Annotated in this window: 12 protein-coding genes and 3 pseudogenes; 6 read left to right on the top strand and 9 right to left on the bottom strand. The window is 59.2% G+C overall.

Going from position 1 to position 12,648, the window contains the following annotated elements:
* Positions 1 to 343: 343 nt before the first annotated feature.
* A complete protein-coding gene (locus tag IVB26_RS40895) occupies positions 344 to 934 on the bottom strand; it encodes a PIN domain-containing protein (protein ID WP_247973529.1) in 591 nt (196 codons plus the stop codon).
* A 2-nt stretch (positions 935 to 936) separates the two neighbouring features.
* On the bottom strand, positions 937 to 1,395 hold the full coding sequence (locus tag IVB26_RS40890; protein WP_247973528.1) for a helix-turn-helix domain-containing protein: 459 nt from the start codon (positions 1,393 to 1,395) through the stop codon (positions 937 to 939).
* Positions 1,396 to 1,755: 360 nt separating this feature from the next.
* Between IVB26_RS40890 and IVB26_RS40885 the strand changes: the two are divergent.
* Positions 1,756 to 3,042, top strand: a pseudogene (locus tag IVB26_RS40885) (ISNCY family transposase); the annotation flags it as partial.
* Between the two features lie 285 nt (positions 3,043 to 3,327).
* Here IVB26_RS40885 and IVB26_RS40880 read toward each other — a convergent pair.
* Positions 3,328 to 5,043 (bottom strand): methyl-accepting chemotaxis protein, encoded by a 1,716-nt coding sequence (locus tag IVB26_RS40880; protein WP_247973527.1) that lies wholly within the window; start codon positions 5,041 to 5,043, stop codon positions 3,328 to 3,330.
* 1,025 nt (positions 5,044 to 6,068) lie between these two features.
* Positions 6,069 to 6,485 (bottom strand): hypothetical protein, encoded by a 417-nt coding sequence (locus tag IVB26_RS40875; protein ID WP_247973922.1) that lies wholly within the window; start codon positions 6,483 to 6,485, stop codon positions 6,069 to 6,071.
* A gap of 231 nt (positions 6,486 to 6,716) precedes the next feature.
* Here IVB26_RS40875 and IVB26_RS40870 point away from each other — a divergent pair, with 231 nt between their 5' ends.
* Entirely contained in the window at positions 6,717 to 7,886 is a 1,170-nt protein-coding gene (locus IVB26_RS40870) for an MFS transporter (protein WP_247973526.1), read from the top strand.
* 345 nt (positions 7,887 to 8,231) lie between these two features.
* Positions 8,232 to 8,498, top strand: a complete 267-nt coding sequence (locus IVB26_RS40865) for a hypothetical protein (protein ID WP_247973525.1) — start codon at positions 8,232 to 8,234, stop codon at positions 8,496 to 8,498.
* A 39-nt stretch (positions 8,499 to 8,537) separates the two neighbouring features.
* On the opposite strand, the gene IVB26_RS40860 is transcribed toward IVB26_RS40865, so the two are convergent.
* Positions 8,538 to 8,720, bottom strand: coding sequence for a DUF3606 domain-containing protein (locus tag IVB26_RS40860; RefSeq protein WP_247973524.1), 183 nt, complete (start codon positions 8,718 to 8,720; stop codon positions 8,538 to 8,540).
* A gap of 72 nt (positions 8,721 to 8,792) precedes the next feature.
* Positions 8,793 to 9,086: pseudogene (locus IVB26_RS40855) on the bottom strand (low affinity iron permease family protein); the annotation flags it as partial.
* Positions 9,087 to 9,116: 30 nt separating this feature from the next.
* Here IVB26_RS40855 and IVB26_RS40850 point away from each other — a divergent pair.
* The gene (locus tag IVB26_RS40850) at positions 9,117 to 9,527 is read left to right on the top strand and encodes a hypothetical protein (RefSeq protein ID WP_247973522.1); all 411 of its coding nucleotides are present in this window, start codon (positions 9,117 to 9,119) and stop codon (positions 9,525 to 9,527) included.
* Between the two features lie 366 nt (positions 9,528 to 9,893).
* On the opposite strand, the gene IVB26_RS40845 is transcribed toward IVB26_RS40850, so the two are convergent.
* Positions 9,894 to 10,319, bottom strand: a complete 426-nt coding sequence (locus IVB26_RS40845; protein ID WP_247973521.1) for a DoxX family protein — start codon at positions 10,317 to 10,319, stop codon at positions 9,894 to 9,896.
* Positions 10,320 to 10,366: 47 nt separating this feature from the next.
* Here IVB26_RS40845 and IVB26_RS40840 point away from each other — a divergent pair.
* Positions 10,367 to 10,516, top strand: a pseudogene (locus IVB26_RS40840) (SOS response-associated peptidase); the annotation flags it as partial.
* A 276-nt stretch (positions 10,517 to 10,792) separates the two neighbouring features.
* Positions 10,793 to 10,984 (top strand): hypothetical protein, encoded by a 192-nt coding sequence (locus IVB26_RS40835; RefSeq protein WP_247973520.1) that lies wholly within the window; start codon positions 10,793 to 10,795, stop codon positions 10,982 to 10,984.
* A 14-nt stretch (positions 10,985 to 10,998) separates the two neighbouring features.
* On the opposite strand, the gene IVB26_RS40830 is transcribed toward IVB26_RS40835, so the two are convergent.
* Together IVB26_RS40830 and IVB26_RS40825 are read right to left on the bottom strand one after the other, a co-directional pair.
* On the bottom strand, positions 10,999 to 11,211 hold the full coding sequence (locus IVB26_RS40830; RefSeq protein WP_247973519.1) for a hypothetical protein: 213 nt from the start codon (positions 11,209 to 11,211) through the stop codon (positions 10,999 to 11,001).
* A 72-nt stretch (positions 11,212 to 11,283) separates the two neighbouring features.
* Entirely contained in the window at positions 11,284 to 11,832 is a 549-nt protein-coding gene (locus IVB26_RS40825; RefSeq protein ID WP_247973518.1) for a response regulator transcription factor, read from the bottom strand.
* Positions 11,833 to 12,648 lie beyond the last annotated feature (816 nt).

Genomic DNA, 12,648 nt, shown 5'->3' with positions numbered 1-12,648 from the left:
TTCTGTTGGAACTCGATAGACAAGTCGCCGATTGCGCTCGTTAGAAATGTCACCGCAAGACCCGGCGAGGAGGGCGCGCGGACGCGAAGCTGGCCGGGGTTGCACAGCGGCCGGGCGCCCGGATGAGAACCCCAATGCCGGAGACGGCGACTAGCCGTTGCCGGCGATCCTGCCAGAGCCCATCAGCCAGCATCCAGCGCCGTACCGTCTCAATACCAAAAGGACAGGTTCGGTGGTCTAGATCTTCTATTCGCATAACCTTCATTATGGAATATCCGAAGTGGAGTTTGCATCAAATCGTGCTGCCAAAAGCCAAGCTAGTAGTCGCGGAATCGATCATTGGCTAGAGAGATTCGACGTGTGGCCTTAGCAGGTCAACTGTCTCAATTAATCCCGCAGCCTCCATCACGAGCAATAGCTCCACTGGCGTCATTTCCGGTTTCTTGAAGCGTTCGCGCATGCGCCGGATGGCTGCAACGGCGCGCGCTTCGTCGAGCGCGATAGTATCCGCAATGAAAGCGTCGGCGGATTTCGCCTCCATGTTCAGGTCGGAAAGAACTGTCGCCGGGAAGTCCTTGAGGTTATCAGTAACGATCATTGCGGCTTGCGTCTTGGCCGCCGCGGCAACAACGTGGTGATCACCGGGATCGGGCAGACCCGCCGCGACCGGCAAGAAGTTGTCAAAATCAGTAACCATGGCGTCTTCGAAGGCAGCTTCCATGCTGGCGCGCGCGTGCTTCGCGCGTGCCCTTGCATCCTCAAAGCCTTTGCCGCTCAAGATTTCCTCGATAGCTGCTTCAGTCTCATCCAGGACGCGGCTCGACCAGCGGAGACGAAAAAACTCCGCCTCCGCCAAGGAGAGAAGCAGGTTCCTTTTGAGCGCGCTCGCAAGCGAGCACGCATCGATGAATGCGGTGAAGCGGTTTGCAAACAAGCTTACAAATGCTCCGCGTCCCGCTCACCGAGATTCGCAAGCGCGTTGCCCCGCTTCTCATCACGCATGCGCTTATAGGCGAAGAGGTCCTCCGCCCTGATCCTGCGATGACGTCCCACTGTCACGTGCTGAATTTCGTTCTTCTCGAGCAGCGAGACCAGAAACGGACGCGAGACATTCAGGATGTCGGCAGCTTGCTGCGTAGTCAACATCTCATGTACAGGCACGAGCGTCACCGCGTCGCCGCGACCGATATGCCGCAGCAATTCCATCAAGAGACTCGACAGGGCCGGTGACAAGGTGATCTCAGCAGCCTTTTGCGCATCGTCGAGCACGCGCAGTTTGGCATCTCCTGTCGCATGCGACGCGAGTATCTGACGGAGCTGGTTGGCTGCCGCCTTCTCACTCGCGGAAGGCAAGCGAGTACCTCCCAGCTCTTCGGCATAGGCTGGCATCGTCATTGTATCTTCTCCCCTGCAGGCCTTGTATGTAGGCGATATTCGAAATAAACGCAACAGGAGAAATAAACGAAACTCGATAACGTTCCAGTCAGCTGGGCTCCCTGCCCCCGGGTCAAGCAGCTCAATTCAGGGTGAGACTTTCGGGGCCGCCCCGGACAGGCATGGAAATGCCGGGGAATTGGCACAAAATCGGGCAACCGCTCGGTGAAGTCAGAGCGATTCTCCGCAAGACCTAAGCTTCCACGGTAGGAATATATTCCGAAATCAATCTTATGCGAAGAAATGATGTAGACCACCATTAGAAAGGTCACACCTGTCCTCATTACTGTCCCGGCCATGAGGGCTTGGGAGTTTGGTGTGATGACGGTGCTGTCGATGAGCCGAGCGGAGCTCGACCGGGTTCACGTGCTGAAGGACTTGCTGGCCGAGCGGATACGACCGAGCGAAGCGGCGCAGCTGATGGGCGTGACGAGACGCCAAGTGTTCCGATTGCTCAAGGCATATCGCGCTGGCGGCCCTGCAGCACTGATTTCCAAGAAGCGCGGCAAGCCGAGCAATCGGGCGTATCCGGCGGTTGTCCGGACCGAAGCGATGGCGCTGATCAAGGCCAATTACGGCGACTTCGGCCCGACGTTGGCGGCGGAGAAGCTTTCGGAGCGGCACGGGCTGCATTTGGTGTTGAGACGGTGCGGCGCTGGATGCTGGCCGACGGGCTCTGGCAGGATCGCCGGCAACGGCTCAAACGGGTCTACCAGCCACGGCATCGCCGCGACTGTGTGGGCGAGTTGATTCAGATCGACGGCTCTGAACACTGGTGGTTCGAGGATCGCGGCCCACAATGCACCCTGCTCGTCTTCATCGATGATGCGACCAGTCGTTTGATGCACTTGCGCTTTGCAGAGACGGAGTCGACCTTTGATTATTTTGCCGCGACGCGCGCCTATTTGCAGCGCTATGGCAAGCCGATCGCATTCTACTCGGATAAGCACGCGACGTTCCGGCTGAACAAGGTCGGGGCAACCGGGGGCGATGGCATGACCCAGTTTGGCCGTGCGCTGCACGAGCTCAACATCGATATCATCTGTGCCAACGCTCCGCAGGCGAAGGGCCGTGTCGAACGTGCCAATGGAACGCTCCAAGATCGGCTGTGAAGGAGATGCGGCTGGCCGGAATCTCGACCATCGAGGCCGGCAATGCATTTTTGCCGGCGTTTATGGAAGATTACAATCGGCGATTTGCGAAGACTCCACTGACAAGGACGTTCATCGCCCACTGACCGAGCAGGACGTCGTGGATGATGCCTTTGCCTGGAAGGGAGAGCGCACGGTATCGCAGAGCTTGACGCTGCAATACGACAAGATGCTGTTCATCCTCGAGCCGAACGAGATCACGAGCACCCTCGCCCGCCAGCGCGTCACCGTGTTCGATTATCCGGATGGGCGGCTTGTGATCAAGCACAGGGGCCGTGCGTTGCCCTACCGGACATTCGACAAGGTGCGACAGGTCGACCAGGCGGCGATCGTCGAGAACAAGAGGTTGGGACCGGTTCTGGCGTACATCGCCGAGCAGCAGAAGCTGCTCGACGTCAGCCGCAGCCAGAAGGCCCCGCGCCGGCGCGGCCAAGGTGCGAGCCTGTTCAAGGCAGGCTATAAATCCCGCATCGACCAGTCGCCGTCACTGGCACTGGGCCTCTCATCCGGGCGCCCGGCCGCTGCGCAACCCCGGCCAGCTTCGCGTCCGTGCGCCCTCCTCGCCGGACCTTGTGGTGACATTTCTAACGAGCCCAAACTGAGGGCTCCAATCATTCCGCCCGGCGGCGTCGAGCCCGGCGAACATCGGAAGATTGGCGACCAGGGGGTCGCCGCGTAAACAAGAGCGCACTGAGCTTCGTGGGTGTACGTAGCCGCCACACTGGAGCAATCCTAAGCGGCCCTACGCCGTTCTAACAGTGTTCAAGAATCTGCCCACCTCATGACTGAGGCGGCTGCTGTCGGTGGCGAGCGAATGGGCCGCGGACAGAACCTGCGAGCAGGCAGAACCGGTTTCGCTGGCGCCACGCTGCACGTCGATGATGTTGGCGGACACTTGCCCGGTGCCTTGAGCGGCCTGCTGCACGTTTCGGGCGATTTCCTGAGTTGCGGCGCCCTGCTCTTCCACGGCGGCCGCGATGGTCGATGAGATTTCCGACAGCCTTTCGATCGTGGCACTGATGTCTTTGATGGCGGTAACGGAGTCCCCGGTCGCGGACTGTATGCTCGCAATTTGATGGCCGATCTCCCCGGTGGCCTTGGCGGTCTGCTCGGCAAGGGCTTTCACCTCGGAGGCTACGACCGCGAAGCCACGGCCGGCTTCGCCGGCGCGCGCCGCTTCGATGGTCGCATTGAGCGCGAGCAGATTGGTCTGGCCGGCGATCGTGTTGATCAATTCCACGACGTCGCCAATGCGAGCCGCGGCTTTGGACAACTGCCCCACCCGATCGGTCGTGGTGCGGGCCTGGTCGACGGCTGCACCGGCCATGCGGGCTGATTCCTGCACTTGGCGGCTGATCTCGTTGACGGACGAGGACAATTCCTCGGTGGCGCTGGCGACGGACTGCACGTTGGTCGAGGCCTCTTCCGAAGCTGTTGCGACCATTGTCGCCATTTCCTGGGCTCGACCCGCCGTGGAAGTGAGGGTCGTGGCAGAGGCCTTAAGCTGACCGGAAGCCGTGGAGACAGCCTCGACGATGCCGCCGACGGCTCCTTCGAATTCTTCGGCCAGCCTCATCATGTCGGCTTTTCGGCGTTCGGCCACGAGACGGTCCTGCGCAGCCTTGGCTTCGGCATCGTCGCGGGCCTTCTGCTCGGATATCGTCTTGAACTGCTCGACTGCCGCGGCAATCGCGCCGATCTCGTCCCTGCGGCCAAGACCAGGCAAAGTAACGGAGAAGTTGCCGCCGGCAAGTTCGTGCATGGCCCCGGCAAGGGACCGGGCCGGCCGTGCGATGGTCATGAACGAAAGTACGGCCGCGCCGATCAACATCAACGCGACGCCAACTCCGATCATGAGGGACTTCCGCTCCGACCATCCCATCTCCGCCATTGCTTTGTCATGCTCCTCCTTGACGCGGTGCTTGGCGAAGTCCCCGATCCGATTGGCGAGTTTGTCCATCTCAGTCGCGATGGGCAGTGTCTGCTCGACGGCGATGCGCTTGGCCTCGACTTCCAGCTTTGCGATCCGGGCAGCGTCTTCTGCCGTCGCTCGCTTGTCCCCGAATTGGATCGCCTCGGCTCTAACCTTCGCGATGCCTCCAGCCTTGCTGACGAACTCGTTGGCAAGCGTTCTCAGCCTCGAAATTCTTTCTCGGTTTTCCGCCGATTGCGAGAGCCTCAGCATCTCGTCGCAGAAGCCGAGCACCGACTTCTCGCGTGCCGAAAGATATTCTAGGGCGGACTGCATCTCGTCCGTGCTGGCAGCAAGCCGGATGTCCCGCACGCCCACTTGCAGGCCGCGCACCGAAGCTTTCGCGTCGATTCCATCCTTCGTGATTGTCTGCTGAATGGTTGCTGTGTCGTTGGCGGCCTGAATGGTCGCGTTGCTAATTATCTGAGCTGCGACCATCGCGGCAACGAGCAAGATGCCCAACATGGACGAAATGGCCAGCTTCATTCCAATTCCAATGTTCTCGATCATGCGCATCTGTCTCTCTCAACCTCTTCGTGCAGGTCCTGCATGCAACCTGCTGGGATTGCACACTTATTAGGCAATCCTACCGATGCGCTCCAAAGACAGGGTTAACGTCGCACTACTCAGTATCTTTACGGGCACGCAGCGGTTTGTCGGCAACACGGAAGCACCGCCCGCATCGCGCACCTTGGCAGGCGCAGATGTTTCAGCTTACAGCAACGACTACGCACGACCTCGAGAGCACTCGCGCGCAGCTTCGGGAGATTGCCACGCGCCCGGAAGACTCCGAGCCGCTATCGCCTCGGTTCGGGCGCGTTACGACGGCGGCACTCCCAGTTGCCCGTCCGAGGCAAGAAAGATCGCGTAGACGCGAGCGACTTCGGATGACCGCGGGCCTGCCCCCGTGCTAGTGCGAGCCTGCGATCTGCTGTCCGGTAAGGCTCGCGGTCCTAGTATGGTCTTGGGCCAGTCTCGGCGAGGTGGGCGTGCAAATCGTCTCGGGACGCCTTGATCAGCGAAAGCAGCCGCGCCGGCACGCCAAAGCGCTTTGCGGCCTCGAGGACGTCCTCGACGTCCTTGCAGAGCTCGCGTATTTCCTCGAAACAGCTCGAGGGTGGTCGGCGAGAGGCCGTCCATCACCTATGTTGCAATTGATGGGAACGCTCGTCGAGGTGCCGCCGTTTTGCTCAGGATCCAATGTCATCGCCGATGAAGGCGCATCTCGGCTTCGGCGGGTTCCTCGGATCGGCAATGATCAGTACCCGTTGCCCTGGCACTCCTTGAAGTACGGACTGGCCTCGGCGGGTATTGGACCAGGCTCGCTGCGCGACCGAAGCGCTCTCTACACGAGCACGTTCTGCAGCGTGCCGCACGCGACGTCGAAGTAGGTCAAGGCGGCCGCGAAGCGGGTAAAGTTGGATCCCGTCCGAGCCGGCATGAGGGCGCTCAGCCGGGCGGCGCTCTGAGCGGAGGAAGTGCTGCTGCAACGCCAAGAGGGCTTTCACCCGTCAATCGGCTTTCAGAGATAGACTGATGCGCGTGACGATTTGGTCCCAGGCGCGCTCCTCGCGCGCTGGGTAGTTAATCAATACGCAGTGCACGAAGCGACGAGAGAAGTTGCATCGATTGTACCAGACCACATCCCGCTTGTAACTCGATACTGCAAAGAACTGCGGCGTCACTCTCTTGTATTGAATGTGCGCGGGTGGCCCCCTTTCCGCTAGAAAGGTCGCCGGCGTCTCATTACCTCTTCTAGGTACCGACTGGATTGTCAGTTCAGCGCGGCCATCAACCGTTTCGAACCGTTGTCCAAACCCGTCTGGCTGCCCTGCCCTTTGGCTGAATATTGATGAAGGGATCTGAACCGATGTGCCTGTCTGCGGAATTGAAAAAGTCGTCCAGCGCACCGGTTGTGCCCCGACCATTGTGGTCGAAGCGGCTATCGCCAGAAGAGAATAAACAACGTACTTCAAGGGACTGTTCCTATGTGTCAGGGCCGATACGAGCGCAACTCCCTTCGCGTTTGATGGCCACGGACCTCTTACACGTCGTGCCATAGAGCCCAATTCATCCACAGGGAGGGTGTTCCTGCGCAGCGGGAAACTCATAGGAAGAAAACCCGTTGCACCTCGTCGCCCCATACCGGCAATAAATTCATGCGCGTTAACGGACCACTTGACTACATTCTTCTTTACGCTGCTCTATACGCAGCCTTTGGAGCGGCATCGCCGTTTTGGCCGAAATTCTTCGAAACAAAAGCTCTACCACCTCAGCAGATTGGTCTGATATTGGCCGCAGCCATGTTGATACGTCTAGCGGCTGGTCCCTTGATTGGAGTGCTCGCTGATCTCACTGGATCGCTGCGGCTCACCCTCGCAACCTGCGCTATTGCCGCGGCGGGAGCAGCTACTGCCCTGCTCTGGACGCGGGCGTTCCAGCTACTCCTTTTGATAGCTTTGGTTCAAGCGGCCGCGCTTGCCCCTACAACATCGATCGCGGATGCTTTGTCAGTCAACGCAGCAACGCCTCAGGCTGGACGACGAGCTTTTGAATACGGCTGGGTCCGAGGTTCGGCGTCTGCGGCATTCGTTGCAGGCACATTGTCGATCGGTCTCGTCATAACCAGTACCGACCTGACGCCTATCGTCTGGATAAATGCGTCTTTGCTTGTGCTGACGGCGGCAACAACCGCATGGCTCCCTCCTGCCGCCACACGATCGTCATCACATGCGGCCGCACCAGTTCTCGCTCGACTATATAGACTCCTCACCATTCCGCAGTTTCGGGCAGTCATCTTGGTATCAGCCCTAGTCTACGGGAGCCACGCATTGCATGATGCGTTTGCGGTGATCAGATGGAGCAATGCTGGAATACAGCCATGGATCATGAGCGTGCTGTGGTCCGAAGCAGTAGCTGCGGAAGTCGTCGTCTTTGTTCTAGTTGGGCCGGCATTACTCCATCGTATCGATGCGCGTGGCGCAGCCGCAGTAGCGGCCATCGCTGGAATTATACGGTGGTCGATTGCGGGCGTGACCACGTCCATCGTCACCCTCTCGATTCTGCAGCCACTCCACGGTCTGACCTTCGCCCTGCTTCACCTTGCTTGTATGCGCACCATGGCAGTGCTTGTGCACCCAAGTCTCGCAGCAACGGCCCAAACCTTCTACGCGTTTGGCTCAGGTTCGGTGACCGCTATACTGACCTTCCTGTCAGGAATGCTCTACGCCGCATATGGTGGAGCAGCGTTCCTCTGGATGGCAATTCTCTGCGGCATAGCGCTTCCGCTTGGGTGGTTTGGCCTCGCGCCACGAACATCACTCCGCTGATGTTCATTGACAACCGGCGTTCGGATCCCTCCCAATAGGACGACGGACGAAAGCCGGCCCCTGCTCCCGTTCGCTGCCAACCGCCGACAGGAGCTCGTCCTGCGGCTGAGGAGCTCGCGTCGTCGGCCTTTCCGTCTCCAGACCAAGCAGATCGGTGATGCCGGAGGGGCAACGGCGTGAGCCGAGGAATTTGGCAGAGCGTTGCTGCCAAATTGCGCAATGCCCATTTGCTCAGGGCGGCGGACAGGTGGAAAAGCCGCGGCACGATTTCGAATCCCTGCACTGTGTTAGCAGGCCGGAACGAAGGCCGGGTGGCAAGGATTCGACCGAGCAGGACCAATTTCAATGCTGATGACGAGAGAGAGGCGGCCCACCATCCGGACGCTGCGCGGCTGGGCAATCTCCGTGCTGCAGGAAGCGGGCGCCATCCGCGAGTGCGAGGAACACGGATGGATGCAGGACCGCGGCGACCCGCACGCCCGCGAGCGCGCCCTCGACATCGCCCGCCTGGCCCCGCCGTCCGGCATCTCTCCGGACGAGGCCGCCGCCGAGGTTCGTGACATCATGGACTCGATCGGCGACACCTGCCCCGAGTGCCCGCCGGAAAAATAGCCGGCGCGCCGCGGTGCAACGTCGCGCCGCGGTTGGCGACTACCGGCCAAGGCGCTTCTCGACCCGTTTGCGGCTGGTGCCGACCTTCTTGACCGCCTTCTTCACAGCCGAGGCCGACCGCCCGGTTTTTTTCGATTCGAATCTCACTTCGTGGTCCTGCCCGCCGGCCACGCGCGCCCGGTCCTGCTTGCGTCCGCGTGCCGTCTTCTTCGCTGTCGCCATCGGCTCCTCCTGTTCGTCGTGTAACACAGCAAAGGATTCATGGGTTCCGGAATAGCGGATGGCGGAAGCAGATTAGTCAGTTGCGGCTCTCCGGCCTCTGCCGGCCCTCCCCGTCTTGCGCTCGACCTCGTCTTGGGCGACGGTCTTCGCGCGTTCTTCGCAGCGCGCGCGCAGTTCTTCGAGTTCGTCCGCGCTCAGATGCTCGATTCCCACGAAGCTGTTCTGCACGATACCCGTCCGGATCAGCTCATCCAGATTCACCTGGATCGCGGCACTGTCGCGGTTCTGCGAGTTCTGGATCAGGAAGACCATCAGGAAGGTCACGATGGTCGTCCCGGTGTTGATGACGAGCTGCCAAGTGTCGGAGAGCGGCACCTGCTCGGTGGTACGAAACCGATGACCAAGACACTATGCGCCCTGCTATCGTTCGCCGCCTCGCTGACGCTCACCATTCTAGCGACTAACGTCTCGGCCGACGTGCTGAGGTGCAGAATCGAAGGCTTCAGCGAAAGCATTTTCATCACGTCCCCACCCGACACCAATCAGAATGACGGTCAATACGCGCGGATCGGCATCTCACCCGGAATCGGAAACAAAGCTTTTGCTTTCGCCGACCGCATGGGCGCTCATGTATTCGTTGAATTGGATGCCGACGGTACGCCTGTTGGGCTGTTGACCGTGCAGAAGGATATGCGCGTCATCAATTCACGTCAGTCAATCGATCCTTCAGGCATAGTTTTTGCGCCATCCCAAAGTGCGGGTGTGTGTACTCGATGCGAATCGCTAAAGGCCTGTTTGCCGCGATGACCAAGACGGTAATCGCACTGCTGGCGTTGCTACCAGCCTAAGGCCTACCGGCTTATTCGGTGATCGAGGGGGGAGCAGGTATGTTTGAAGGAATTAAGAAGCCATGGGCTGAAGCGCGAGCAATGGAAGCAAAAAAGGAAGTCGAAGATACATTGCAACGCTGGGACCGAATGAACGCGCTGGACAAGCAGCTAGTTACATCAGCTTTCGAAGCAATGATGTCCGAAATCCCTGCCTCATTGGACAATATTGCCAAGGCCGAGATGTCAAAAGGAATAATGAAAGCAGCACGGACATCCTCGCGCTCTTCCGCGTGGTCAACCGCTGCGTCGCGACTTGCAGCCGATGCTAGGCGTCCAAGGGCAGCTAGGCGGCTCTCAAGTCGCTTCGAGAGCCGAGTGAAGGCACCATGGCGTAAAGCCCGTCGCCAAGCAGGGCCTGGGTCGCAAGCATTATCGACCAGACGACCGGCAGCTCTGCCCCGGCTCCAGTAAAAAAGAAGCCTTTTCGGATCAGCCAGAAATGGGCGGCTCCTGCAATAAGCGGGAGCGCGTAGAGCGCGACCCAGCGGGTCCAAATGCCTGGTATTAAGAGGATGGCACCGAGAAATTCAGCCGAGATGCAGTACCATGGGGTAATGGCTGGATATCCGTTCTTTGCAAAGTTCTCCCACCACGTGCTTAGACCTCCGGGGAGTATGGCGAACTTCCAATACAAGTGTGCGATAAAGAGCGAGCCGAGAGTTAGACGTAGCAGAAGTGCCGCCCATGGCGCGGTCCGTTGATCAACCATATTGACCTCCTAAATCGAATTTTGTTGCGACGCGTAATCCTCTGCAAATGTGGTGCAGTCTCTATTCTATCACAACAAGCCAAGCTGCCATCCTCGCGCTCTTCCGTGTGCTCAATCGCTACGTCGGCAATTTACAGCCGATGCCCGGCGTCTTTCGCGATTACCGGTTCAGGCTGGTCCGCAACACCGAGGCCGGAGCGAGATGACGCTAATGCGGGAGCTGTTCACTACCGCCAGGCACAAGCCGCCCCTTCCTCGTCACCAACAGCCGCTGGTGCCTTGAAAGGCATCGCTAGGGTAATTCCGTAAGCGCCGCCCGCTCCAGCCGTGGACTTGCATCAATTCGCGATGAAGGAAAAAGCGGCAGGCGTTGCAGATTTACAACCCGCATAGCCATTCGAGGCACTAAGCTCCGCGATAGAGACGAGAAACATACTTCATTCTTAGTTCATATGATCAGCGGGGCGCAGAAGGTGTTTGATGTCTATCGCAATCACAAGCGCGACTTGCTCGTTCTAAGCACAGGCTCTGCCGTCCCCGTGCTTTACTCTGCGCATAAGTGGCGCAAGAGCAGAAAAAGAGTTCTCAAGGTCAGCGAGGAAATCCAGTCAGCCGTGCGGGCACAAGGCTATTACCTCCGCAACCTGCGGGCCACACCAGGGTGAACACAGACTGACGGTTATCTCGTCCTCGCGCTGTCGAAGCGCGCCAGCCCGGCCTCAATCACGACGATGTCTTCCTCGATCTGCTGGATTGTGCTCGTGCAGTCGATCCCGGTACACGCATTGAGGTCGGCAATCAGTTTCCGGCGCTGCATCCTAAGCCCATCGAGAGACTTCGGGTCCTTGAGCGAAACGTAACCCTCCACGATCAGCTCAATGGCTGCTGACATTCTTGGCCTTTGCTACCTTGCGGTGTCTAAGTTGAGCACGTTCGACCGTATCAATCATCGCGGCCAGATTCGTTAAGCAAGCAATCCGAGCCGCTGAGCTATCGTGACCAGCTCTGCCAGAGACCGCACTTTCATCTTCTCCGTCACTCGATGACGATGTGCCTTGATTGTCCGCTCCGTCGCTCCCAATTCAGACGCGATCTGCTTGTTGAGTTTTCCGCGCACGACAAGCTCGAATACCCGCCGTTCACGCGCAGTCAGTGTCGCCAACAGCGCCTGTATCTGTTGCAGCCCGCGTCGCGCGTTAAGCATGATTGCGTGGCGGGCCACTGCCTGTTCAATGGCGCCCAGCAATTGCTCCGGTGTGACCGGCTTGGTGAGGAAGTCCTCGCCACCCGCTTTTATGGTCCGCACGGTGGTGGGAATATCTTCGTAGCCAGTGAGGAAGATGATTGGTAGCGCGAAGTTGAGTGCGTTCAATTGCTGTTGCAGCTCTGGACCGCTCATTTCTGGCAGGCGCACGTCAAGTAGGATGCAGCCTGGCAGCTCGTCGTTCGGCAAGCGATCCAGCAGGTGCTGGGCCGAAGGATAGGCCAAAACCTCATACCCAAATCTCGTCAAGACAGCCTCTACCGCCTTACGGAAGGTGGCATTGTCATCGACGATGTTAACGATTTTCCGATCACCCCCTGAAGGCACTGCTTGGTCCCCAGCCAAAAGAAAATTTATCGCGCCGTCTGCCCTCGGTGGTCTGTCCAATAGTGGCGGTCGGACAATCAGATCAAGCGCCAGTCTGGAATAGGGGAACTCCAAAAACGCGGGGCGCAGAACCCGACGGCCAAATTGATTAGACGATCCTGTCCGCGCCACGCAAGCGAGCACGAAGTGGATGTCTGGTTCGGATCAAAGGCTGCCCTCGGCAGCTCCATGAAGCTTATTTTTGCTCAGCCCTCGATAGCGGACACTGCGAGCCCGATAGGCGGCAGCCACGCGCCAAGAGAGAAACGTCCTGAAAGGCAAGAGGCCGCCAACTGGGGCGGCCTTTACTTGGGCGGACGTAGCTCGCCGTTGAGCCAACCATGCGCTTTCTCGGCGCTCATGCTGATAAGGATCGGCCTGTTGAATGTCACCTTGTGGCCCATAAGCGAAGTTGCGCCGGGTCTGACGGAGGTCCGCTCATCGCGGCAGAGCGGTTCAGATTTGCTCAACCTGAGTTCTTCGCATTTTGACCCCTTAGCCGACGCAGTGGGGTCTCAGGACTGTTCCGGCTGCCGGTATGTTCCTATAGCCTTGGCGGGCACTGCCTGTCTTCATACTTGGTAGGCTGATTTAATCTCTACGGTGGCCTGTTTTGCTCTAGCTTGGCTCATGGACCGAGCCATGCAGCTGCGCCATCTGGAAGAAGCAGAGCGGCATATTGCCCAGGCGAGCGCCACA

It is taken from the genome of Bradyrhizobium sp. 195 (assembly GCF_023101665.1).
Taxonomy (GTDB): domain Bacteria; phylum Pseudomonadota; class Alphaproteobacteria; order Rhizobiales; family Xanthobacteraceae; genus Bradyrhizobium.
The sequence above is the reverse complement of the archived record's forward strand: the minus strand, read 5'-3'. Positions and strand labels throughout refer to the sequence as shown.

Excerpts from the sequence above, each read along its gene's own strand:
- IVB26_RS40890 (WP_247973528.1), bottom strand. The coding sequence starts at position 1,395 with ATGACGATGCCAGCCTATGCCGAAGAGCTGGGAGGTACTCGCTTGCCT.
- IVB26_RS40880 (WP_247973527.1), bottom strand. The coding sequence starts at position 5,043 with ATGAAGCTGGCCATTTCGTCCATGTTGGGCATCTTGCTCGTTGCCGCG.
- IVB26_RS40875 (WP_247973922.1), bottom strand. The coding sequence starts at position 6,485 with ATGGTCGGGGCACAACCGGTGCGCTGGACGACTTTTTCAATTCCGCAG.
- IVB26_RS40870 (WP_247973526.1), top strand. The coding sequence starts at position 6,717 with ATGCGCGTTAACGGACCACTTGACTACATTCTTCTTTACGCTGCTCTA.
- IVB26_RS40865 (WP_247973525.1), top strand. The coding sequence starts at position 8,232 with ATGCTGATGACGAGAGAGAGGCGGCCCACCATCCGGACGCTGCGCGGC.
- IVB26_RS40860 (WP_247973524.1), bottom strand. The coding sequence starts at position 8,720 with ATGGCGACAGCGAAGAAGACGGCACGCGGACGCAAGCAGGACCGGGCG.
- IVB26_RS40850 (WP_247973522.1), top strand. The coding sequence starts at position 9,117 with ATGACCAAGACACTATGCGCCCTGCTATCGTTCGCCGCCTCGCTGACG.
- IVB26_RS40845 (WP_247973521.1), bottom strand. The coding sequence starts at position 10,319 with ATGGTTGATCAACGGACCGCGCCATGGGCGGCACTTCTGCTACGTCTA.
- IVB26_RS40830 (WP_247973519.1), bottom strand. The coding sequence starts at position 11,211 with ATGTCAGCAGCCATTGAGCTGATCGTGGAGGGTTACGTTTCGCTCAAG.